This window comes from Arthrobacter zhaoguopingii (assembly GCF_009828595.1).
Classification (GTDB): domain Bacteria; phylum Actinomycetota; class Actinomycetes; order Actinomycetales; family Micrococcaceae; genus Arthrobacter_D; species Arthrobacter_D zhaoguopingii.
Genome location: NZ_WPNY01000004.1, coordinates 1 through 22,924, shown reverse-complemented (window position 1 = coordinate 22,924; position 22,924 = coordinate 1). Strand labels below are relative to the sequence as shown.

The window sequence follows — 22,924 nt, the reverse complement described above, 5'->3', positions numbered from 1 at the left end:
CCGGGCCGCAGCCGGGCGCGCGGCGTCGCCCGTGCCGTCAGCGCCGTCGGATCGCCGCGGCCGCCGCGGACCGCAGGCTGCGCACGGGCCGCTGCCGGTAGCCGCCGTCGGCCAGGCCCGCATGGCGTTCGAAGGGGTTGAGCGAGGCGGGATCCCCGGTGCGCAGCACCGACCACGCGGCGGCGGCGAAATACATTGGAAGGAAGGGCAGCCCAAGGCAGGCCGCGTACTGCAGGCTGTGCCGGGCCTCGTGGGTGAGCAGGGCCTTTCCCGCCCGTGAGCGGGGACCGCGCAGGAACACGACGCTTCCCACGGTGAAGGCCCCGGCAATCGGCAGCCGGCCGGTCCAGCCCTCGGCGATGATGATCCCGCCGGGCCCGGGCGAGAGGGTGCACCCTCTGGCCCGGGCGAGCAGCAGCGCGCAGGGGGTCGAGAGGTTCAGCCAGTTCAGGGCGCTGGCCACTGCGCCGCCGGAGCTCATGCGGATATCCTAGTTCCCGTTCAATTAGACTGGCCATGCCGGGAAGTTCGTGATCAACCGCTGCTCCCGGAACTTCCCCGATCGGCTCCGCAGGCTTCCTGCGTCCGCCGGACCCGCAAACGAGAGTGCTAGGTAAGCCATCCCGATGTCTAACTCCCACGAGCAAGTCGGGGCCGGGAGCCCCGGCGCCGAAATCCCCGACCCCCTTGATGCCGCGGCCGTCTCCGCGGCGGTCGACCGGGCCCTGGCCGACATCGCAGCGGCCGACACCCTCGATGCCCTCAAGGCGGTCCGGATTGCGCACGCCGGGGAGAAGTCGGCCCTCAGCCTGGCCAACCGCGGTATCGGCGCCCTCGCCAAGGACCAGAAGGCCGCCGCCGGCAAGAACATCGGCCCGGCCCGCGGCAGGATCAACGCCGCGCTCGCCGCCCGCACCCTCGAACTCGAAGCCGAACGCGACGCCCGGATCCTTGTCGAGGAGGCCGTCGACGTCACCGCCGCCCCGCGGCGGCGGCGGATGGGCGCCCGGCACCCGCTGTCCACCCTGCAGGAACGCGTCACCGACGTTTTCGTCGGGATGGGCTGGGAGATCGCCGAGGGCCCGGAGCTCGAGTCGGAGTGGTTCAATTTCGACGCCCTGAACTTCAAGCCGGACCACCCGGCGCGCGAAATGCAGGACACGTTCTTCGTCGAGCCGCCCAGCGCCCACCTGGTGCTGCGCACCCACACCTCCCCGGTGCAGGTGCGCTCCATGCTTGAACGGGAGCTGCCCATCTACGTGCTGTGCCCGGGGAAGGTCTTCCGCACCGACGAGCTCGATGCCACCCACACGCCGGTCTTCCACCAGTTCGAGGGCCTCGCCATCGACAAGGGCCTCACGATGGCCGACCTCGTGGGAACCCTCGAGCACTTCACCCGGCAGCTCTTCGGAGCTGAGGCCAAGGTCCGCCTGCGGCCGAACTACTTCCCCTTCACCGAGCCGAGCGCCGAGCTGGACATCTGGCACCCCGGAGCCAAGGGCGGCCCGCAGTGGATCGAGTGGGGCGGCTGCGGCATGGTCAACCCGAACGTGCTGCGCGCTGCCGGGATCGACCCCGAGGTCTACTCCGGGTTCGCCTTCGGCATGGGCATCGAGCGGGCGCTCATGTTCCGCAATGAGGTCAGCGACATGCACGACATGATCGAGGGCGACGTACGTTTCAGCCAACACTTCGGGATGGAGATCTAAGTGAGAATCCCCCTTTCATGGCTGCGGGAGTTCGCCGCAGTGCCCGCCGACGCCACAGCGGAAGGCGTCCTGGCCGACCTTGTCACCGTGGGCTTCGAGGAGGAGGCTGTCCACCGTCCCACCGACGAGCTGCGCGGCCCCATCGTCGTGGGGCAGGTGCTCAGCGTGGTCAAGGAACCCCAGTCCAACGGCAAGACCATCAACTGGTGCCAGGTGCGCGTCGTGCCCGAGGGCGCCGAGCAGAGCCTGACCGGTGAGGGCATCGACCCCTCGGGCGTACAGGGCATCGTCTGCGGCGCCCACAACTTCGCTGAGGGCGACAAGGTGGTCGTGACCCTGCCCGGCGCCCTGCTGCCGGGCAACTTCGCCATCACGCCGCGCAAGACCTATGGCCACCTCTCGGCCGGCATGATCGCCTCGGTGCGTGAGCTGGGCATCGGCGAGGACCACGACGGCATCCTGGTGCTCTCCACCGTGGGCCTTGACCCCGAAGTGGGCTCCGACGCACTGGAGCTGCTCGGGCTGTACGACGAGGCTGCCGAAATCAATGTCACCCCCGACCGCGGGTACGCCTTCTCCCTTCGGGGCGTTGCCCGTGAGTACGCCCACGCCACCGGGACTCGGTTCACCGACCCGGCCGGCGCCGTCACCGTCCCCGAGGCCTCCGGTCCCGGGTACCCCGTGCGGCTCGAGGATACGGCCCCGATCTACGGCCGGCCCGGCTGCGACCGGTTCGTGGCGCGCACCGTGCGCGGAGTCGATCCGACCCGGCCCACCCCGCCCTGGATGGCCGCGCGCCTGCGCCTGGCCGGAATGCGCTCGATCTCGCTGATCGTCGACATCTCCAACTACGTCATGCTCGAGCTGGGACAGCCGCTCCACTTCTACGACCTCGACCGGCTGTCCGGCGATATCGTGGTGCGGCGCGCCACCGAGGGCGAAAAGCTCAAGACCCTCGACGACAAGGAGCGCGCCCTCGATCCGGGCGACCTGCTGATCACCGACGCCTCCGGGCCGATCGGCATCGCCGGGGTGATGGGCGGTGCGGCGACCGAGGTCTCCGCAGCGACGGCGAACGTGCTGATCGAATCGGCACACTTCGAGGAGGTCAGCATCGGCCGCTCCCGGCGCCGCCACCGCCTGCCCTCGGAGGCATCGAAGCGCTTCGAGCGCGGCGTTGACTGGCACGTCGCCGACATCGCGGCCCAGCGCGCCGTCGAACTCATTGTCCAGCTCGCCGGTGGCACCCCCGACACCACCGCCACCGACGTCGGGACGGCCCCGGAGCCGCGCCGGATCGACCTGCCGGAGGGTTACCCCGCCCGGCTGATCGGGCTCGACTTCACCCCGGAGCAGATCACCGGCACCCTTGAGGACCTCGGCGCCGCTGTCACGGCTCACGACGGCGGTCACGAGGTGGTTCCGCCGAGCTGGCGCCCCGACCTCGAGACGCGCGAGGACCTCACCGAGGAAATCATTCGGCTCGTCGGCTTCGACAAGATCCCGTCCTCGCTGCCGACGGCGCCTCCGGGGCGCGGGCTCACCCGCCTGCAGCAGCAGCGCCGCCGCCTCCTGAACGCCCTCGCCGCCGCCGGGCTCACGGAGGTGCTTTCCTACCCGTTCGTCTCCAGGGTTTCGAACGACACCTTCGGATCCGCCGAGGAGGGCGTGCCGGCCCGGGCCGTGAAGCTGGCGAACCCGCTCAGCGCCGAACTCGGGTACCTGCGCACCTCCGTGCTGCCGGGACTGCTGGACGTTGTCCGGCGCAACGTCTCCCGCGGGTTCCGCGACCTCGCGCTGATGGAGACCGGCCTGGTGTTCCTCCCGGGCGAATCCATGGGCACAGGGAGCATCCCGCCCCTTGGCGTGCGCCCGCCGGAGGGGGTGCTCGATGCCCTCTATGAGGGAATCCCGTACCAGCCGCAGCTGGTCGCCGCCGTCTTCACCGGCCATGAGGCTCCCGCCGGCCCGGGCCTGGCGCCGCGGGCCTGGGACTGGGCCGACGCAGTGGATGCCGTGCGCCTCATGGGCGAGGTCACCGGCGTCGACCTCGTCGTTGAGCAGGGCGCGCACCAGGCCTTCCATCCCGGGCGCACCGCACGCATCCGGCTGCGCAGCGGGGAGGTCCTTGGCTACGCGGGAGAACTCCACCCGAAGCTCACGGCGGCCTCGGACCTTCCGGCCCGGACCGTCGCGCTCGAAATCAACGCCGACCTGCTGTTCGAGGCGGCCCCGGATGTCATCGTGGCGCGGGACCTCTCCGCCTTCCCGGCGTCCACCCAGGACGTGGCGCTGGTGGTCGGGGACGACGTCCCGTCCTCGGCCGTGCTTGAGGCCCTGCGCGAGGGGGCGGGGGACCTCCTCGAGGACCTGAGCCTGTTCGACGTGTACTCGGGCCTGGGGATTGGCGAGGGGAAGAAATCCCTCGCCTTCGCCCTGCGCTTCCGTGCACCGGACCGCACGCTCACCGCCGAGGAGGCGAGTGCCGCCCGCGGCTCTGCCATCGCGGTGGCCGCCGAACGGTTCGGCGCCTTCCAGCGCTGAGGCACGACCACCGCTGAGGCACGACCACCGCTTAAGCACGGCGGCGGCACCGGAGGCAGCGCGACTGCACCCGGTGCCGCCGTCGTCCTCCGGCGGATCCGGTGAGTTGCTTCGTTCCCGCCGGGCGTGACCCGCGTGCCCTCTGTCGGGGCTCAGGGGATCAGGAGCACCTTACCGGTGGTCCGGCGGGCCTGAAGGTCCTCATGGGCGCGCGCGGCCTCCGCCAGGGGATACCTCGCTCCGATGCGGACCTTCAGCGCGCCGGTGGCGATGGCATCGAACAACTCGCCGGCCCGCCAGCGGCGCTCCTCCGCGGTGAGCAGGTAATGGCCGAGCGTCGGCCGGGTCAGGAACAACGACCCACCCCGGTTCAGGCGCTGCGGGTCCAGCGGGGGGACCGCACCCGACGCCGCCCCGAAGAGGACCATCGTGCCGCGCACCCGCAGCGAGTCCAGCGAACCGTCGAAAGTGCTCCTGCCCACCCCGTCGTACACGACATCGACGCCGGTGCCGCCGGTGAGCTCCCGGACCGCCCCGGCGAATCCGTCATACCGGAGCACCTCGTCCGCGCCGGCGCCGCGTGCCAGTTCCTCCTTGTCCGCGGTGGACACCGTCGTGATCACCCGTGCGCCCCTGGCCTTGAGCAGCTGGATCAACAGCAGGCCAACACCCCCGGCCCCGGCATGGGCCAGCACGGTCTGGCCGGAGGCCACCGGAAAGGTGGAGTTGATGAGGTAGTGCGCCGTCAGACCCTGAAGGGCGGCGGCGGCGGCCGTCTCCAGGTCCACGCCGTCGGGCACCGGCAGCGCCTTGTCCGCCTCCACCAGCGCGTACTGGGCATAGGTGCCGGTGCCTTCGGCGAAGGCCACCCGGTCTCCCACCGCGAAGCCCGCCGCGGAAGTCCCGAGGCCCACCACGACGCCGGCGGCCTCGCCGCCCAGCGGGAAGGGAAGCTCAAGGGGGTAGGCGCCGCTGCGCTGGTAGGTCTCGATGAAGTTGACGCCGGCCGCGGCGACCTCGACCAGCAGCTGCGTGCCCTGCGGTTCCGGGCGCGGCACCTCGGTGGTCGACAGGACTCCGGGGCCGCCGGTCTCGGTGAGGACGATGGCCTTCGCCATGGTGGACTCCGTTCGTTCGATGAAACCCTCATGCTAGGCGCGGTCCGCTCCTCCCGCCATCCGAACCCCGGCCTCCGCTTGTGTGCATAACTATGTGGTGGTCTGCATAAATCTGCCGTATGCTTATGGAATGAGTCTTTCAGTTGCCGTGTCGGGAGCCAGCGGGTACGCCGGCGGGGAGCTGCTGCGGCTTCTCGCGTCGCATCCGCTGGTGTCGATCGGCGCCATCACCGCCCACAGCAACGCCGGCGAGCGGCTCGGCGCGCTCCAGCCGCACCTCCATGCGCTCGCCGACCGGGTCCTCGAGGAGACCTCGGCCGAGACGCTCAGCGGGCACGACGTCGTCTTCCTGGCCCTTCCCCACGGTGCGAGCGCCGGCCTCGCCGCCGAGCTGTCCCCGGACACCCTTGTCATCGACGCCGGAGCGGACCACCGCCTCGAGGACCCCGCCGCGTGGGAGGCATTCTACGGGTCCGCGCACGCAGGGACCTGGCCGTACGGACTGCCCGAGCTCCCCGGGCACCGGGAGGCCCTGCGCGGCGCGCGGCGGATCGCCGTGCCCGGCTGCTATCCGACCTCCGCCCTGCTCGCCCTCGTCCCCGGCTTCGCGGCGGGCCTGCTGGAGCCCGACGACGTCGTCATCGTCTCGGCCTCGGGCACCTCGGGGGCGGGTAAGGCGGCCAAGGCCCACCTCCTGGGCTCCGAGGTGATGGGCGGAATGAGCCCGTACGGCGTCGGCGGAAGCCACCGGCACACTCCGGAGATCGAACAGGGACTCAGCGCCGCCGCGGGGGAGGCGGTGCGGATCTCCTTCACCCCGACCCTCGCCCCGATGGCGCGCGGCATCCTCACCACGGCGACGGCGCGGGTGCGTCCGGGCACTCCGGCGGAGGCGCTCCGGGCCGCCTGGGCCGGCGCCTACGGGGCCGAGCCCTTCGTGCGGCTCCTGCCGGAGGGGCAGTGGCCGGCCACGAAGGCGGTGCTGGGCTCCAACTACGCCAACCTCCAGCTCGCCTTCGACGCGCACGCGGGGCGGGTGATCGTCAGCTGCGTCATCGACAACCTCACCAAGGGGACTGCCGGCGGGGCCGTCCAGTCAATGAACATCGCCCTCGGACTCGACGAGACCGCGGGCCTGACCCTCCAGGGGACAGCACCATGAGCATCACCACCCCGGGCGGCTTCCGCGCCGCCGGCGTCACCGCGGGCCTGAAAGCCTCCGGCGGCTCCGACGTAGCCCTCGTCGTCAACGACGGGCCGCTGAAGCACGCCGCGGCGGTCTTCACCACCAACCGGGTCGCCGCGGCGCCGGTGCTCTGGTCGCGCCAGGTCGTCTCCGACGGCCGGGTCGACGCCGTCGTCCTGAACTCCGGGGGAGCCAACGCCTGCACCGGCCCGGAGGGATTCGCCAACACCCACCGCACGGCCGAGGCCGCGGCGGACCTGCTGGGCGTCTCAGCGGCCGACGTCTTCGTCTGCTCCACCGGGCTCATCGGGGAGCAGCTGCCGATGGAAAAGCTGCTGGCGGGCGTCTCCGGGGCGGCCGGAACCCTCAGCTCCGCCGGAGGCCCAGCCGCCGCCGAGGCCATTCTGACCACGGACACCGTCTCCAAGCAGGCGCGCTATCCGGCGTCCCCCGACACCGCGAGCGAGGGGTACTCGATCGGGGGAATGGCCAAGGGCGCGGGAATGCTCGCCCCCGGGCTCGCGACCATGCTGGTGGTGCTCACCACCGACGCCGTGCTCTCCCCGGCACAGCTCGACGCAGCGCTGCGGGCCGCCGTGCGGGTCAGCTTCGACCGGACCGACGCCGACGGGTGCATGTCGACCAACGACACCGTGGTGCTGCTCTCCTCGGGAGCCAGCGGAGTCGCCCCCGATCCGGACCAGTTCACCTCCGCGCTGACCGGCGTCTGCCTCGACCTTGCGTCCCAGCTGATCACCGACGCCGAGGGGGCAAGCCACACCATCGCCATCACCACGGTCCGTGCAGCCTCCGAGGCCGACGCCGAAACCGTGGGGCGCGCGGTGGCACGCTCGAACCTCTTTAAGACGGCGATCTTCGGCAACGACCCCAACTGGGGGCGGGTCCTGGCGGCCGTGGGCACCACCGACGCGGCGTTCGAACCCGACCGCCTCAACGTGTCGATGAACGGGGTGCAGATCTGCCGCAACGGCGGCATCGGGGACCCCCGCGACCTCGTCGACCTGTCGGGCCGGGAAGTCGCCGTGGAGATCGACCTGGCCGCCGGGACGGCCAGCGCCACCATCTGGACCAACGACCTCACGCACGAATACGTGCATGAGAACTCCGCCTACTCGAGCTGACCGAAGGACCGAACGTGACGCACTCCGCCGCCTCCGCCGCCGGCCTGCTCCGGGCGCAGGGCACCGCCGCCGCCCTGGTCGAGGCGCTGCCCTGGATCCAGCGCTTCGCCGGCACCACCATGGTGATCAAGTACGGCGGCAACGCGATGATCAACGACGACCTGCGCCGCGCCTTCGCCGAGGACATCGTGTTCCTGCACCACGTCGGCGTCCGGCCGGTCGTCGTGCACGGCGGCGGTCCGCAGATCAGCTCGATGCTCGGCCGCCTGGGCATCGAATCCGAGTTCGCCGGCGGCCTGCGGATCACCACCGCCGAGGCCATGGATGTGGTGCGCATGGTGCTCACCGGGCAGGTCGGCCGCCAGCTGGTGGGTCGAATCAACGCCCACGGCCCCTACGCCGTGGGACTCAGCGGCGAGGACGGCGGCCTGCTTCAGGCAAGGCGCACCGGCACCGTCGTCGACGGGCAGGAGATCGACCTCGGGCTGGTAGGGGAGGTCACCGGGGTCAACCCCGGCGCCATCCTTGACATCCTTGAGGCCGGCCGGATCCCGGTGATCTCCACGGTCGCCCCGGAGACCGACGGCGACGGCGCCGGGACCGGGCAGGTGCTCAACGTCAACGCGGATACCGCGGCGGCGGCCCTGGCCGCGGCGCTGGGGGCCTCCCGGCTCGTCATCCTCACCGACGTCGAGGGGCTGTACCGCAGCTGGCCCGACAGGGACTCGCTGATCTCCTCCCTGCCGGCCGCCGAGCTGCGGGAGCTGCTGCCCTCCCTGGCCGCGGGAATGATTCCGAAGATGAAGGCCTGCCTTCGGGCCGTCGACGACGGCGTGGAGAGCGCCTCCGTCATTGACGGGCGGCTGGCCCATTCCCTGATCCTCGAAACGTTCACCAATGCAGGAATCGGCACCCAGGTCACCGCCGACGCCGCCGCCCACCTGCCGGAGTCCCGGGCATGAGCGGCGGAGCGGAGTTCCTGGCGCGGCTCGGCTCACCAGCGGGCACCCAGGCGTCCGGTGCGGACTGGCTGGCCCGGTACGGCTCGTCGCTCCTCGGAGTCTTCGGCACCCCGCAGCGCGTCCTCGTGCGCGGCAGCGGATGCACCGTCGAGGACGCGGACGGCAACACCTACCTCGACCTGCTCGGCGGGATCGCGGTGAACACCCTGGGCCATGCCCACCCGTTCGTCGCCTCGGTGGTGTCCGCCCAGCTGGCAACCCTGGGCCACGTGTCCAACTTCTTCACCAGCCCCACCCAGATCGCGCTCGCCGAGAAGCTGCTGGCGCTGGCCGGAGCCCCGGACGGTTCCCGGGTGTTCTTCTCGAACTCCGGGACCGAGGCCACCGAGGCCGCGTTCAAGCTGGCCCGCCGGAACGGCTCGCCCACCCGCACCCGGATCCTCGCCCTCGACGGCGCCTTCCACGGGCGCAGCATGGGCGCCCTGGCCCTGACCGCGAAACCGGCCTACCGGGAGCCGTTCCAGCCGCTCCCGGGGGGAGTTGAACACCTTCCGTTCGGGGACCCGGAGGCCCTGCTGGACGCCGTCGACGACACGGTGGCCGCGGTGTTCCTCGAGCCGATCCAGGGCGAGGCGGGCGTGCGCCCGCTTCCGCCGGGCTACCTCCGGCGGGCCCGGGCCGCCACCGCGGAACACGGCGCCCTGCTCATCCTCGACGAGGTGCAGACCGGCATCGGCCGCACCGGCACCTGGTTCGCCCACCAGGCCGAGGGAATCGTCCCCGATGCCATGACCCTGGCAAAGGGCCTCGGCGGAGGGTTCCCGATCGGTGCGCTGATGACCTACGGGCCGGCGTCCGGTCTGCTCACCGCCGGCCAGCACGGGACGACGTTCGGCGGCAACCCGGTCGCCGGCGCCGCGGGCCTTGCCACCCTCGCCGTCCTCGAGGAAACCGGTGCCCTCGACAACGCCCGGAACCTGGGGGAGCACCTTCGCGCCGGGCTGGCCGCCGTGCCCGGGGTGGTCGAGGCCCGGGGCGCCGGGCTCCTCGTCGGGTTCGACCTGGACGGCGGCTACGCGCCGGCGGCGGTGCAGGCCGCGCTGAACGCGGGATTCATCATCAACAGCACCTCGGAGCGCACCCTGCGCCTGGCGCCACCGCTGATCCTCACCCGCCCGCAGGCCGACAGCTTCCTGGAGGCCCTCCCCGGCATCCTCACCACCGCGCAAGGAGCCGCATCATGACCCGACACTTCCTCGTCGACACCGACCTCAGTCCCGCGGAGCAGCGTGAGGTCCTCGACCTTGCCGACGAGCTGAAGAAGGACCCCTACGCGCTCGCCCCGCTGGCGGGCGGGGAGCACGGGCGCCGCACGGTGGCCGTCATCTTCGACAAGACCTCCACCCGGACCCGGATCTCCTTCGCGGCAGGCATCGCCGACCTCGGCGGCTCGCCGCTGATCATCGGCGCCGGGGAAACCCAGCTCGGGCACAAGGAGTCGATCACCGACACCGCGAAGGTCCTCGAACGCATGACCGCGGCCGTCGTGTGGCGCACCTACGCCCAGGCCGGGCTCGAGGAGATGGCCGCGGCGTCCTCGGTGCCCGTCATCAACGCCCTCTCCGACGACTACCACCCCTGCCAGCTGCTCGCGGACCTCATGACGATCCGCGAGCGCAAGGGCGAACTCTCAGGGCTCACCCTGGCCTACCTCGGCGACGCCGCCAACAACATGGCCAACTCCTACCTGCTCGCCGGGGCCACCGCCGGCATGCACGTGCGGATCGCCGGCCCCGAGGGCCACCAGCCCGCCGGAGCCGTCGTTGACGCCGCCCGGGAGCGGGCCGCGGCGACCGGCGGCTCGGTGCTCGTCACCACCAACCCGGCCGAGGCCCTCCGGAACGCCGACGTGGTCGCCACCGACACGTGGGTCTCCATGGGCCAGGAGGAGGAGAAGGCGGCCCGGCTCGAGCTGTTCCGCCCCTACGGCGTCGACGCGGCCGCAATGGACCTGGCCCGGCCCGACGCCGTCGTCCTGCACTGCCTGCCGGCCTACCGCGGCTACGAAATCTCCGCCGACGTGATCGACGGCCCCCAGTCGGTGGTGTGGGACGAAGCCGAGAACCGGCTGCACGCGCAGAAGGCGCTCCTGGCCTGGCTGCTGCGCAACCCGGCACCGGAAGACGGATCGCCGTGACCCGCGAGTCGCACCGGCCGGCGACGAAGACCGCCCGCCAGGCCCGGATCACCGCCCTGCTCACCGCCCAGTCCGTGCGGTCCCAGGCCGAACTGGCCGCCCTGCTGGCCGCCGACGGCGTCCAGGTCAACCAGGCGACCCTCTCCAGGGACCTCGTCGAACTCGGTGCCGTGCGGATCCGCGGCCGCGACGGCGCGCTCGTGTACGCGGTGCCGGGCGAAGGCGGCGGCCGGACCCCGCAGACCGGGCTGACCCAGGAAATCCTCGACGCGCGCCTCGCTCGACTGTGCGCCGAACTCCTGGTCACCGCGGAAGCCTCGGCGAACCTCGTCATCCTGCGCACCCCGCCGGGCGCCGCCAACTTCCTCGCGCTCGCCATCGACCACTCGGTTATGCCGTCGATCCTCGGCAGCATCGCCGGGGACGACACGGTGATGCTCGTGACCCGCGACCCGAACGGCGGCGCGGAGGTCGCCGAGCGCTTCCTGAACTATGCCCGCGACCCCCTCAGCGCGGGCGAGCCCCACCCCGTCCCCCTCAACCCCCTCCCGGACGCCGTGTCCGGGGATTCACCCAAGGAGCACACCCAGTGACCGAACGCATTGTTCTCGCCTACTCCGGCGGACTCGACACCTCGGTGGCCATCGGCTGGATCGCCGAGGCCACCGGCGCCGAGGTGATCGCCGTGGCGGTCGACGTCGGACAGGGCGGCGAGTCCCTCGAAGACATCCGGCAGCGCGCCCTCGCCTGCGGCGCCGTCGAAGCCTACGTCGCCGACGCGCGGGACGAGTTCGCCAACGAGTACTGCATGCCCGCCCTGAAGGCCAACGCCCTGTACATGGACGCCTACCCCCTGGTCTCCGCCCTGTCCCGCCCGGTGATCGTCAAGCACCTCGTCGCCGCCGCCCGCGAGTTCGGCGCGACGACGGTGGCGCACGGCTGCACCGGCAAGGGCAACGACCAGGTCCGCTTCGAGGTCGGCATCCAGACCCTCGGCCCGGACCTGAAGTGCATCGCCCCGGTGCGCGACCTCGCGCTGACCCGCGACAAGGCCATCGCCTTCGCCGAGGAAAAGAACCTGCCGATCGAAACCACGAAGAAGAATCCGTTCTCCATCGACCAGAACGTGTGGGGCCGCGCCGTGGAGACCGGCTTCCTCGAGGACATCTGGAACGGGCCCACCAAGGACGTCTACGACTACACCGACGCCCCCGAGTCCTCCCCGGCACCCGATGAGGTCATCATCACCTTCGCCGGCGGCATCCCCGTGGCCATCGACGGCAGTCCCGTCACCCCGCTGCAGGCCATCGAACAGCTCAACCGCCGGGCCGGCGCCCAGGGCGTGGGCCGCATCGACATCGTCGAGGACCGCCTGGTCGGCATCAAGAGCCGGGAGATCTACGAGGCCCCCGGTGCCATGGCACTCATTGCCGCGCACCGCGAGCTCGAGAACGTCACCGTGGAGCGCGAGCAGGCCCGCTTCAAGAAGACCGTCGACCAGCGCTGGACCGAACTGGTGTACGACGGCCAGTGGTTCTCCCCGCTGAAGCGCTCCCTTGACACCTTCGTCGAGGACACCCAGAAGTACGTGAACGGGGACATCCGCATGGACCTCCACGGCGGGCGCGCCACCGTCACCGGCCGCCGGTCCGAGACCGCGCTCTACGACTTCAACCTGGCCACCTACGACACCGGAGACACCTTCGACCAGTCGATGGCCCGCGGGTTCATCGAGATCTTCGGCCTGTCCTCGAAGGTGGCCTCCGGCCGCGACCAGCGGGCAGGGGCCTGAGGTGGAGGCCAGCGCCACCGGAAGCACCAACACCGGATCGCTGTGGGGCGGCCGGTTCGATGGCGGCCCGGCCGACGCCCTGGCGGCGCTGAGCAAGTCGACACATTTCGACTGGCGCCTCGCCGTGTACGACATCGAAGGCTCCCGCGCCCACGCCCGGGTGCTGCACCGGGCAGGGCTGCTGACCGAGGGTGAGCTGGCCGGGATGCTCAAGGCCCTCGACGCGCTCGACGCCGATGTCCGCTCCGGGGCCTACACCCCGGCGGACTCGGACGAGGACGTTCACGGGTCCCTTGAGCGCGGGCTGATCGAGCGGGCGGGCGCGGAGCTGGGGGGCCGGCTGCGCGCCGGCCGGTCCCGGAACGACCAGGTCGCGACGCTCGGGCGCATGTACCTGCGGGACCACGCGCGCGTCATCGCCGGCGGCGTGCTCGCTGTCGTCGATGCACTCGTCGGCCAGGCGCGGGCCCACCCGGAGGCACCCATGCCGGGGCGCACCCACCTGCAGCACGCCCAGCCGGTGCTGCTGAGCCACCACCTGCTCGCCCACGCCTGGGCGCTGCTGCGCGATGTGCAGCGGCTGCAGGACTGGGACCGGCGCGCGGGCGTCTCGCCCTACGGGTCCGGGGCACTGGCTGGCTCCTCGCTGGGCCTCGACCCGGAGGCCGTGGCCGCCGACCTCGGGTTCGATTCGGCGACTCACAACTCGATCGACGGGACCGCCTCACGGGACGTCTACGCCGAATTCGCCTGGGTCGCGGCGATGATCGGCGTCGACCTGTCCCGGATCAGCGAGGAGATCATTCTCTGGGCCACCAAGGAGTTCTCCTTTGTGACGCTTCATGACTCCTTCTCCACCGGTTCCTCGATCATGCCGCAGAAGAAAAATCCGGATGTCGCGGAGCTGGCCCGCGGCAAGGCCGGCCGGCTGATCGGAGACCTCACCGGGCTCCTGGCCACCCTGAAGGGACTGCCACTGGCCTACAATCGGGACCTCCAGGAGGACAAGGAGCCGGTGTTCGACGCCGTCGACACCCTTGAGCTCCTGCTGCCGGCGGTGTCCGGGATGATCGCCACCCTCACCTTCTCCACCGAACGGATGGCAGCGCTGGCGCCCCAGGGGTTCGCGCTGGCCACCGACGTCGCGGAATGGCTGGTGAGGCAGGGGGTTCCCTTCCGTGAGGCGCACGAGCTGTCCGGCGCGGCCGTGCGGCTCGCGGAGGGCCGCGGCGTGGACCTGGACGGTCTCACCGACGAGGAGTACGCGGGAATCTCCGCGCACCTCACCCCCGGGGTCCGGGAGGTCCTGAGCGTTGAGGGGTCCCTCGGCAGCAGGGACGCCCAGGGCGGAACCGCTCCGGCCGCCGTCGCCCGCCAGCTCGAAGCCCTCGAGCGGGAGCTGCGCGCGGCGGCCGGATTCACCCGCCCCCGGGCCTCCTGAGGATCCCCGGCGGCCCGGACGGGCCGCCGGGGGAGTCTTCCGTCGGGCCCGGAGCCGGAGTAGGTTGTGGCTAACCCACCCGGAGGGACCATGGACGCAGGCACCAGCACCGAAACCCCCGCCGGGACGAACGTGCCCGGGCGAACCCACCCCGAAGGAATGCCTGCGGGCGGCTCCGGGCGGGCGGATCCCACCGGACGCGTCGAGCAGGTCCACGGGAATCACGTCCTGGCCTTCGACGAACAGTTCGACTACCCCCGGTCGTATGTGTGGGAACTGCTGACCTCGCCCCCGAAGCTCGAGCGCTGGCTCGGGCGGCTCAGCCCCGGGCTGAAGCTGGGCAAGGCGTTCACCCTCGAACTCGACGGCGGAACCATCAGCGGCACCGTGGTGCACATCGACCCGCCCACCAGCGCGCAGTTCACCTGGGAGGACGAGTTCGGCCTCGTATCGATCGTCGAGATCCGGGTGCTGCCCAGCAACGGCGGCACCCTTCTCCAGCTCCGGCTGCACCCGGAGACCGACGAATTCCTGGCCGAGGGAGCGGCGGGCTGGCAGCTGCTGCTCGGGGCCCTGCGGGCGGCGGCGGCGGGCGTGCCGGCGCAGGGGCCGGGGACGGACTGGATGGAGCTGCGCGACGCCTACTGCCGGCGCTACGCGATCTCACCCAGCATGGGCGTGCTCGAAGAGGAGGACGGCGTGCCGCTTGTCCGTTTCGACCGGCGCTACGAAGGGAAACTGCTCCTTGTCAATGATGCGCTGACCGCTGATCCCGAGGACCAGCCCTTCGTCGAGCTGGCCGAGGTGGACCTCACCCGCGAGGGCAAGAAGTGCACCCGGGTGACGGTGCGCGCGGTCGTTGAGGACAGGGAGGGGCTTCCGCTGCTCATGGCCCGCTGGCATGCCCACCTCGACGCGGTCGCTGTGAACCTCGCCGGCGGCTCATCCCACCGGAGCGAGCGCAAGATCCGGGTCCTCGAGGAGTTCTACCGGCGCCAACTGCAGCCCGCGGGCTGACTACTCCGAGGCAGGCCGCTCGAGTGGGCACCTCCTCGCCGAAACTGCACCTCACCACGCTCCGCCGCCCGTGACGGGTGGTGAGCTGCGTATTCGGCGGGAGGGGCGGCGAGGAGGGGCGGCGAGAAGGTGCCGCGCACAGGGGCCTGACCGTCCCGTCGAGACTGCACATCACCCCGCTTTGCGGACACCGAAGGGTGGTGAGCTGCCGATTCGACGGGGGCGAGCTGCGCGCCTGCCTGGAGAGGTGCCCTTCCGGCGGACGGGTCAGTCGAAGAGGGCCGTCTGGGCGCCGGAAGCAGTGGCCGACACGGCAGGGGTGAGGCCGCGCACGGCGGCTTCCCGGTCAAGAAGCCGGCGCTTGACCTCGAGGCCCCAGCGGAACCCGCCCAGGGTGCCGTCGGTGCGGACCACCCGGTGGCACGGGACGAAAAGGGCCGCCGCGTTGCGTGCACAGGCTGCCGCGGCCGCCCGGACGGCGGTCGCCTTGCCGGTCAGCGCCGCGTACTGGGCGTAGGTGACCGGCTCGCCCGCCGGCACCTCGCGCAGCACCTCCCAGGCGCGGGTGCGGAACGGGCCCGAGAGCTGGTGGACGGGGACCTCGAGGATCGCCGCGAGCTCGCCGTCGTAGTAGGCGTCAACGGCATCGGTGATCCGCCGGAGCTCCGCCGGCGCGGCGCTCATCGAGACGGGCTTGAGGCTGACGTGGATCTGCCCGGTCAGGTCAGCCGTGTCGGCGGTCCAGCCCGAGGCAATCACCACCCCGTCGCCTTCAATGATGGTGAACGGCCCGTCCGGGGTGGGGATGGTGGTGGTCAGGGAGGTCATCACTGGTTGTCCTTCGATTCCTTGGAGGGGGCCGGGGTGAAAGCATCGGGGGAGGGACCCGGACGGGCAGCGTGAACCCGGCGGGCGGCGGAGGCCCGCGCCGGGACGCCGGCGGCAACCCGCCACAGGTGCATCGTGGCATAGGAACGCCAGGGGCTGACGGCGGACATGGCGTCGGAGAGCGCGGCGGCCGCCCCGGCCTTGGTCGCCGTGCCGGCCGCCGACCCGCCGGAACCGGTGAGGGCCGCCCACCCGTTCCGGATGGCGGCGTCGTTTCCGAGGTGGATGTCGGTTGCTCCCAGCACCCGCATAGCGACGTAGTTCACCGTCCACGGGCCGATCCCGGGAAGGGGAAGCAGCCGGTCCGCCAGGGACTGCAGGTCGTCCTCCACGCCGAGGCGGATGCTGCCATCGGCGAGCCCCTCGGCGGTGCGCCGCACCGCTTCGATCCGCCGGGCCGGTCCGCGCAGGACGCTCCCTGCCACCGCCGCGATCTGCGCCGGATTCGGAAACAGCCGATCAAAGCCGGGTTGGGACAGCACCGACGGTGTGCCCGCCTCCGCCAGGGAGGTGAGTGCGGTTCTCGCTGCGCCCACGGTGATCTGCTGGCCGATCATCGCCCGGATGAGGAGCTCTGCGGGGTCCACCGCCCCGGGAAGCCGGATTCCAGGCACCGCTGCCGCCAGCGGCGCGAACAGAGCGCTGCCCGACAGGGCGGCGTCGACGGCCGTGGGATCGGCATCAAGGTCGAAGAGCCTGCGGATCCGGCTCAGGAGCACGGGCAGGTCGCTGAGGCTCTCAAGGCGCAGTTCGACCCGCAGACCCCCGGGCGCATCCGTGCCGCCCACGGGGAACGCCCGGAACCAGCCCTGTCCGCCCGGAAGCCGCACCAGCCGGGCGTAGCTTTCCTCGGTGCCCTGCTCCACGCCGGGCAGTGCGCGGGCGGCCAGGAAGCCGAAGATGCCGTTGTCGTAGGGGGTCCGGACCGGCAGGGTCAGGACCAGCCCCGGAAACGCCGGCGCGGCCGCGCCGGCCGGGCTCTCGGCGGGACGGCGGGCCGTCCGGCCGAGGGAATCCGCCCCGCGCAGCTGGGACGGGGTGAGGTCGAAGACCTCCTGCACCGTGTCGTTGAACTGGCGGATGCTGCTGAAGCCGGCGGCGAAGGCCACGTCCGACAGCTTCATCGACGTCGCAGTCAGCAGCGTCCGCGCGGTCTGCGCCCGGGTGGCGCGGGCGAGGGCGAGCGGGCCTGCTCCGAGCTCCTCACGCAGGATGCGGTTGAGCTGGCGGGTCGAGTACCCGAGCTTTCCGGCCAGGCCGACGACGCCCGAGCGGTCGACCTCGCCGTCGGCGATCAGCCGCATCGAGCGGGCCGCCACGTCCGAGCGCAGGTTCCATTCCGGGGTGCCCGGAACGGCCTCGGGAAGGCAGCGCTTGCAGGCCCGGTATCCGGCCTCGTGGGCTGCGGCTGACGTGCGGTAGAACCGGACATTCGCCGGTTTCGGGGTCCGTGCGGGGCAGGACGGCCTGCAGTAAATGCCTGTGCTGGAGACCGCCGTGACGAACTGCCCGTCGAAGCGGACGTCACGGGCGTCGATGGCGCGGTACTGCTGCCAGAAGTCCATTGCTTCATCCTCCCAGCTTTCCCCAGCCCAACCTAGCGGGAATCGGACATCGCCGTCGTGCCCCGGGTTGGAGGAGGACGCGGAAGGCTTGCTACCGTAACTGGTTGTGGCCCATCTGCCTGCTCCCGGCGCACCCGCGCCCGTCCCGCCAGTTTCCCACCCGTCGCGCAGCCGCCTGGCAGTGAACCCCCTGAAAGCGGCACCTCTGCTGCTGGGTGCATTCCTGACCCATCGGAGCGAAGACGGAGCGGTGACCGTCCGCATCACCGAGGTCGAGGCCTACCGGGGCGCCGAGGATCCGGGCTCGCACGCCTTCCGGGGCAGGACCGCCCGGAACGCCTCCCTGCACGGGCCCGCAGGCATCCTCTACGTGTACTTCACCTACGGCATGCACTACTGCGCCAACGTGGTGTGCGGGGACGACGGCCGCGCCGGGGGCGTGCTGCTGCGAGCGGGGGAGCTCGTCGACGGGATCGAGACGGCCCGGGCCCGCCGCGGAGGGCCCCGAAGCGACCTCGACCTGGCCCGTGGCCCGGCCCGCCTGGCGCAGGCGCTCGGCCTCGACCGCCGGTTCGACGGCGCCGACCTGTTCGCCGCCCCGCTGACCCTCGAGCTGCCCGAGGCGCCCGCAGCGGCCGGGGAGTATGCCACGGGTCCGCGCGTCGGGCTCAGCGGTCCGGGAGGGAGCGCCGAGTACCCATGGCGCTTCTGGCTGCCCGGTGAGCCCACGGTCTCCAAGTACCGGCCCGCGAAGCCCCCTGCTGCCCGTAAGGTGATGGGGTGAATATCAGCTCACAGGCCCCCCAGAGCGCCGGTTCCGCACGCGACCTCGTCGAAAAACTCTGCGCCCCGGTGCCGGACTTTCCCCTGCCCGGAATCATCTTCCGGGACCTCACCCCGGTCTTCGCGGACGCCGCGGCGTTCCGCACCGTCATCGACGCCCTCATCGAACCGTTCCAGGGCATCTTCGACGTGGTGGCCGGGATTGAGGCCCGCGGGTTCCTGCTCGCGGCTGCCGTCGGATATGCCGCCGGAACCGGGGTCGTCACGGTCAGGAAGGCCGGCAAACTGCCGCGTGCCGTCTACTCCGAGGCCTACGACCTCGAGTACGGCCAGGCGACCCTGGAGATCCACCGCGACGCCGTCACTCCCGGCACCCGGGTGCTCCTGCTCGACGACGTGCTCGCCACCGGCGGAACCCTCGCGGCGGCCGCCCGGCTCTTTGAGCGGGGCGGTGCGAAGGTGGTTGGATGCGGCGTTGTCCTTGAACTCGAGGCACTGGCCGGCCGCGGACTCCTGCCGGGTCGCCGGGTGCACGCGCTGTCAACCCTGTAGGGTTCTGCGCACGCTATTCAGGATAGAATTGACGGTCTGCCTTTCCGGGAGGGAAACCCATCATGCATGAAACGTCCCACGCCAAGAACGAACTTGAGCACGAGCGCGGGTACGTTGACGGCCTGTACCGGCGGCTCGACCAGCTGCGTGAGGAAAAAGCCCGGCAGCTGGCGGAGGTCCGCCGCAGCGCCTCGGCCGGCTCGCACCAGAACCGCTCCGAACGCGACGCTTTCGCCACCATGTACGAAGACCGCCTCGCCCAGCTGAACGCCGTGGACGACCGGCTGGTCTTCGGGCGCCTCGACCTCGACGACGGCGAGGAACGCTACATCGGCCGGATCGGGCTCTCCACCGAGGACCTCCAGCAGCTGATGATCGACTGGCGTGCGCCGGAGGCGGGAACGTTCTACCAGGCGACGGCCTTCGAGCGGATGGGCGTCCGCCGCCGCCGGCACCTGATCCTCTCCCGGCGCGACGTTGTCGCCATCGAGGACGACGTCCTGGACGCCGGCCTGCTGAGCAACGACGAGTCGCTGCAGGGCGAGGGCGCGCTGCTGGCCGCACTGAACTCCCGCCGGACCGGGCAGATGTCCGACATCGTCGGCACGATCCAGGCCGAGCAGGACCGCATCATCCGGGCACCGCTGTCGGGGGTGACGGTCGTGCAGGGCGGGCCGGGCACCGGCAAGACCGCCGTGGCACTGCACCGCGCCGCCTACCTCCTCTATACGCACCGGGACCGGCTCAAGTCCGCCGGCGTCCTCCTCGTCGGACCGACCGATGCGTTCATGAAGTACATCGAGAGGGTACTGCCCTCGCTCGGCGAGACGGGCGTGGTGATGGCAGGCATCGGCACCCTCATGCCCGGGATCACCACCGTTCCCGAACACAGTGAAGGAGCCGCGGCACTCAAGGGCCGGCTCGAAATGGCGCAGATCATCCGGAACGCCGTCGCCAACCGCCAGCGCATCCCGCCCGAACCCCGGCGGCTCAATGTGGAAGGCACCATACTGACCCTGACGCCGCGCCAGGTGGCTCGGGCGAGGGACCGGGCGCGCGCCACCGGCAAACCGCACAATGAAGCCCGCGTGACGTTCGTCAAGATCCTCCTGCGCGAACTGACCGAACAGCTGACCGAGCAGCTCGAGGCCTCCTCCGGACCCGGCAACAACGCCGACAGGGCCTACCTCGCCGAGGATGTGCGCAGCTCCCGGGACGTGCGGATTGCGCTGAACCTCGCCTGGATGCCGCTCACGCCGGTGAAGCTCATCACCGAACTGCTGAGCAAACCGGCCCACCTTGCCGCGGCCGCACCGCACTGGAGCGAGGCGGACCGGGCACTGCTGCTGCGGCCCGCCGACGCCCCCTGGACCGAGGCGGATGTGCCGCTCCTGGACGAGGCGGCCGAGCTCCTCGGCGAGCTCGACGCCTCGGCCGGCAGGGACACCGCCGCCCGCGATGCAGAGAGCCGCCGGGACCTGGCCAACGCCGAGCGCACCCTCGAGAACGTCAACGCGTCCCTGGTCGACTCCGGTGTCGACGGCGTCGTCACCGCCGAGGTACTGGCGCAGCACAATGCCGTCCCCACGGCGCGGCTCAGTGCAGCGGAACGGGCCGCCGGCGACCGGACCTGGGCCTTCGGGCACATCGTCGTCGACGAGGCGCAGGAGCTCTCGCCGATGCAGTGGCGCCTGCTCATGCGGCGCTGCCCGGTGAAGTCATTCACGGTGGTCGGGGACATCGCCCAGACAAGTTCGGCCGCCGGTTCGAGCTCCTGGGGCCAGGCGCTCGAACCGTTCGTGGGCGATCGATGGCAGCTCGAGGAGCTGACGGTGAACTACCGGACTCCGGCGCAGATCGCCGAGGCCGCCGTCCGGATGGCCACCGCGGCCGGGCTGGTGATCTCGGCGCCGAAGGCCGTGCGCGAAGGCCGCTTCGCCCCCGTCGTCGACCGGGTGCCCGATCTGATTCCCGCCCTGCTGCAGGCGGTGCCCGAGGAACTGGACATCGTGGATGGCGGGCTGCTCGCCGTCATCGCCCCCGAGGACCAGCTCGATAACGTCCGGCGGGCCCTGACGGCCGAGTACGGCGACCGGGTCGGATCCGGGGCCGGAGGCCCCACCCAGGACATCGTGCTGCTGACTCCGCGGGGTTCCAAGGGCCTTGAGTTCGACGGCGTGGTCATCCTTGAGCCGCAGCTCATGCTCGATTCGGCCACCGCCCGCGTGGGGGACCTGTACGTGGCGATGACGCGTCCCACCCAGCGGCTGCGCCTGATCTCGACCGGCACGATCCCGGAGGGCATCGAGGGCTGATAATTTGGATCCTGTGCCGCAGACGAAAGAATCCTCAGATCCGGGCCTGACCGCCCAGCAGAACGACCCCACATTCGCGAACGTGTGGCAGGAGCTCCGCTGGCGCGGGCTCGTGCACGTCTCGACGGACGAGGCCGAGCTTGAAGAGCTCCTGGCCGGAGACCCGGTCACCTACTACTGCGGCTTCGATCCGACGGCGCCGAGCCTGCACCTGGGCAACCTGGTGCAGCTGCTGCTGATGCGCCGGCTCCAGCTCGCCGGCCACAAGCCGCTGGCCCTCGTGGGCGGTTCCACCGGGCTCGTGGGGGACCCGCGGCCCACGGCCGAGCGCACCATGAATACCAAGGAGACGGTGGCCGAATGGGTCGGCTACCTCCAGGGGCAGGTGCAGCGCTTCCTCAGCTTCGACGGCCCGAACGGGGCCCGGATGGTCAACAACCTCGACTGGACCGCGCCGATGAGCGCCATCGACTTCCTGCGCGAGGTCGGCAAGCACTACCGGGTCGGGACAATGATCAAGAAGGACATCGTGGCCACCCGGCTCAATTCCGACGAGGGCATCAGCTACGCGGAATTCAGCTATCAGGTGCTTCAGGGCATGGACTTCCTCGAACTGTTCCGCAGCTACGGGTGCGTCCTGCAGACGGGCGGCTCGGACCAGTGGGGCAACCTCACCAGCGGAACCGAACTGATCCGCAAGGCCGAGGGAAAGAGCGTCCACGCCATCGGCACGCCCCTGGTCACCAACTCCGACGGAACGAAGTTCGGCAAGAGCGAGGGCAACGCCATCTGGCTCGACGCCGCCATGACCAGCCCCTACGCCATGTTCCAGTTCTGGCTCAACACCGCCGATACCGATGTCATCGACCGGCTCAAGGTGTTCACCTTCCGGACGCGGGCGGAGATCGAGGCGCTCGAGCAGTCCACCGCCGAACGGCCGCATCTGCGTGAGGCGCAGCGCACCCTGGCCTATGACGTCACCTCGCTGATCCACGGGGCCGACGCCACCGAGAAGGTGATCGCAGCCTCGGCTGCGCTGTTCGGCCAGGGGGAGCTGGGCCAGCTTGACGAGCCCACCCTGACGGCGGCCACCGCCGAACTGCCGGCCGTCACCCTTCCCGCCGGAACGCCCACCATTGTCGAGCTGCTCACCGCCAGCGGACTTTCCGCCAGCAATTCGGCCGCCCGCCGGACCGTGAGCGAGGGCGGAGCCTACGTGAACAACGTCAAGGTCACCGACCCGGAGGCGGCCATCGGCACGGAGGCCCTCCTGCACGGCCGCTACGCCCTGGTTCGCCGGGGCAAGCGGACTCTCGCCATGGTCGAGGTCGAACCGGCCTAACCCCGCTCCCAACCCCGGGATTTCGCCGGTTTTGTGGGGGTGGGTGGGGGATTTGTGTTTGGTGGGTGGGGGTCGTATAGTTATGGAGTTGCCCCGGTGAGGGCGGCGAAACCCACACAAATTTCTGAGGCTTTTCCGGTGTGTGCTGTGCACGGGTCCGGGGTGGTCTTGGTTTGGTGTCTGTTGTTGCGGGTTGGTTCTGTTGTGCTGGTGCTGGGTTGTCCGGTGGTGGTGCGGGGGAGCGGATTTGCGGGGATGGTTGGGTGCGGGTAGGCTTGTGAAGTTGCTCCGGAGCGAGGATGGCCTGGTTTTGTCGGGTTGTGTGGTGCCGGTAGTGCCTGTTGTTTGAGAACTCAATAGTGTGCCAAGTT

Annotated in this window: 19 protein-coding genes; 15 read left to right on the top strand and 4 right to left on the bottom strand. The window is 71.0% G+C overall.

What is annotated here, in order from left to right; genetic code table 11:
* Nucleotides 1-37 precede the first annotated feature (37 nt).
* Nucleotides 38-481 (bottom strand): eCIS core domain-containing protein, encoded by a 444-nt coding sequence (locus GVV86_RS06840; RefSeq protein ID WP_159802245.1) that lies wholly within the window; start codon nucleotides 479-481, stop codon nucleotides 38-40.
* 145 nt (nucleotides 482-626) lie between these two features.
* Here GVV86_RS06840 and pheS point away from each other — a divergent pair, with 145 nt between their 5' ends.
* Together pheS and pheT are read left to right on the top strand one after the other, a co-directional pair.
* Entirely contained in the window at nucleotides 627-1,709 is a 1,083-nt protein-coding gene (gene pheS, locus GVV86_RS06835) for a phenylalanine--tRNA ligase subunit alpha (RefSeq protein WP_159802243.1), read from the top strand.
* Nucleotides 1,710-4,253 carry a phenylalanine--tRNA ligase subunit beta gene (gene pheT / locus GVV86_RS06830; protein WP_159802241.1) on the top strand — a complete coding sequence of 848 codons (2,544 nt, stop codon included), beginning with the start codon at nucleotides 1,710-1,712 and terminating at the stop codon, nucleotides 4,251-4,253.
* 152 nt (nucleotides 4,254-4,405) lie between these two features.
* Here pheT and GVV86_RS06825 read toward each other — a convergent pair whose 3' ends face one another.
* On the bottom strand, nucleotides 4,406-5,371 hold the full coding sequence (locus GVV86_RS06825) for a quinone oxidoreductase family protein (protein WP_159802239.1): 966 nt from the start codon (nucleotides 5,369-5,371) through the stop codon (nucleotides 4,406-4,408).
* Nucleotides 5,372-5,501: 130 nt separating this feature from the next.
* Here GVV86_RS06825 and argC point away from each other — a divergent pair, with 130 nt between their 5' ends.
* From argC to GVV86_RS06780, 9 genes are all read left to right on the top strand, one after another.
* On the top strand, nucleotides 5,502-6,533 hold the full coding sequence (argC, locus tag GVV86_RS06820; RefSeq protein WP_159802237.1) for an N-acetyl-gamma-glutamyl-phosphate reductase: 1,032 nt from the start codon (nucleotides 5,502-5,504) through the stop codon (nucleotides 6,531-6,533).
* Nucleotides 6,530-7,699, top strand: a complete 1,170-nt coding sequence (gene argJ, locus GVV86_RS06815) for a bifunctional glutamate N-acetyltransferase/amino-acid acetyltransferase ArgJ (RefSeq protein ID WP_159616079.1) — start codon at nucleotides 6,530-6,532, stop codon at nucleotides 7,697-7,699. The genes argC and argJ overlap by 4 nt, the downstream gene beginning before the upstream one ends.
* A gap of 14 nt (nucleotides 7,700-7,713) precedes the next feature.
* Complete coding sequence (argB, locus tag GVV86_RS06810; RefSeq protein WP_246669898.1) at nucleotides 7,714-8,661, top strand: acetylglutamate kinase; 948 nt, start codon at nucleotides 7,714-7,716, stop codon at nucleotides 8,659-8,661.
* A complete protein-coding gene (locus GVV86_RS06805; protein ID WP_159802235.1) occupies nucleotides 8,658-9,905 on the top strand; it encodes an acetylornithine transaminase in 1,248 nt (415 codons plus the stop codon). Before argB ends, GVV86_RS06805 begins: the two co-directional genes overlap by 4 nt.
* Nucleotides 9,902-10,858 (top strand): ornithine carbamoyltransferase, encoded by a 957-nt coding sequence (argF, locus tag GVV86_RS06800; protein WP_159802233.1) that lies wholly within the window; start codon nucleotides 9,902-9,904, stop codon nucleotides 10,856-10,858. Before GVV86_RS06805 ends, argF begins: the two co-directional genes overlap by 4 nt.
* Entirely contained in the window at nucleotides 10,855-11,451 is a 597-nt protein-coding gene (locus tag GVV86_RS06795) for an arginine repressor (RefSeq protein ID WP_246199582.1), read from the top strand. The genes argF and GVV86_RS06795 overlap by 4 nt, the downstream gene beginning before the upstream one ends.
* On the top strand, nucleotides 11,448-12,650 hold the full coding sequence (locus GVV86_RS06790) for an argininosuccinate synthase (protein WP_159616085.1): 1,203 nt from the start codon (nucleotides 11,448-11,450) through the stop codon (nucleotides 12,648-12,650). Before GVV86_RS06795 ends, GVV86_RS06790 begins: the two co-directional genes overlap by 4 nt.
* A gap of 1 nt (nucleotide 12,651) precedes the next feature.
* Nucleotides 12,652-14,091, top strand: coding sequence for an argininosuccinate lyase (gene argH, locus GVV86_RS06785; RefSeq protein WP_159802231.1), 1,440 nt, complete (start codon nucleotides 12,652-12,654; stop codon nucleotides 14,089-14,091).
* Between the two features lie 66 nt (nucleotides 14,092-14,157).
* On the top strand, nucleotides 14,158-15,108 hold the full coding sequence (locus GVV86_RS06780; RefSeq protein WP_159802229.1) for an SRPBCC domain-containing protein: 951 nt from the start codon (nucleotides 14,158-14,160) through the stop codon (nucleotides 15,106-15,108).
* 267 nt (nucleotides 15,109-15,375) lie between these two features.
* Here the strand turns inward: GVV86_RS06780 and GVV86_RS06775 are convergent, their stop codons facing one another.
* The gene (locus tag GVV86_RS06775; RefSeq protein ID WP_159616212.1) at nucleotides 15,376-15,936 is read right to left on the bottom strand and encodes a methylated-DNA--[protein]-cysteine S-methyltransferase; all 561 of its coding nucleotides are present in this window, start codon (nucleotides 15,934-15,936) and stop codon (nucleotides 15,376-15,378) included.
* Nucleotides 15,936-17,561, bottom strand: a complete 1,626-nt coding sequence (locus GVV86_RS06770) for a DNA-3-methyladenine glycosylase 2 family protein (protein WP_159802227.1) — start codon at nucleotides 17,559-17,561, stop codon at nucleotides 15,936-15,938. The genes GVV86_RS06775 and GVV86_RS06770 overlap by 1 nt, the downstream gene beginning before the upstream one ends.
* Nucleotides 17,562-17,736: 175 nt before the next feature.
* Here GVV86_RS06770 and GVV86_RS06765 point away from each other — a divergent pair, with 175 nt between their 5' ends.
* The 4 genes from GVV86_RS06765 (at nucleotide 17,737) to tyrS (ending at nucleotide 22,553) form a co-directional block, all read left to right on the top strand.
* Nucleotides 17,737-18,345 carry a DNA-3-methyladenine glycosylase gene (locus GVV86_RS06765; RefSeq protein ID WP_159802463.1) on the top strand — a complete coding sequence of 203 codons (609 nt, stop codon included), beginning with the start codon at nucleotides 17,737-17,739 and terminating at the stop codon, nucleotides 18,343-18,345.
* 2 nt (nucleotides 18,346-18,347) lie between these two features.
* Nucleotides 18,348-18,896, top strand: coding sequence for an adenine phosphoribosyltransferase (locus GVV86_RS06760; protein WP_159802461.1), 549 nt, complete (start codon nucleotides 18,348-18,350; stop codon nucleotides 18,894-18,896).
* 62 nt (nucleotides 18,897-18,958) lie between these two features.
* Nucleotides 18,959-21,211: a HelD family protein gene (locus GVV86_RS06755; RefSeq protein WP_159802225.1), complete on the top strand. Its 2,253-nt coding sequence runs from the start codon at nucleotides 18,959-18,961 to the stop codon at nucleotides 21,209-21,211.
* Nucleotides 21,212-21,224: 13 nt separating this feature from the next.
* Nucleotides 21,225-22,553, top strand: a complete 1,329-nt coding sequence (gene tyrS / locus GVV86_RS06750) for a tyrosine--tRNA ligase (protein ID WP_201291386.1) — start codon at nucleotides 21,225-21,227, stop codon at nucleotides 22,551-22,553.
* Nucleotides 22,554-22,924 lie beyond the last annotated feature (371 nt).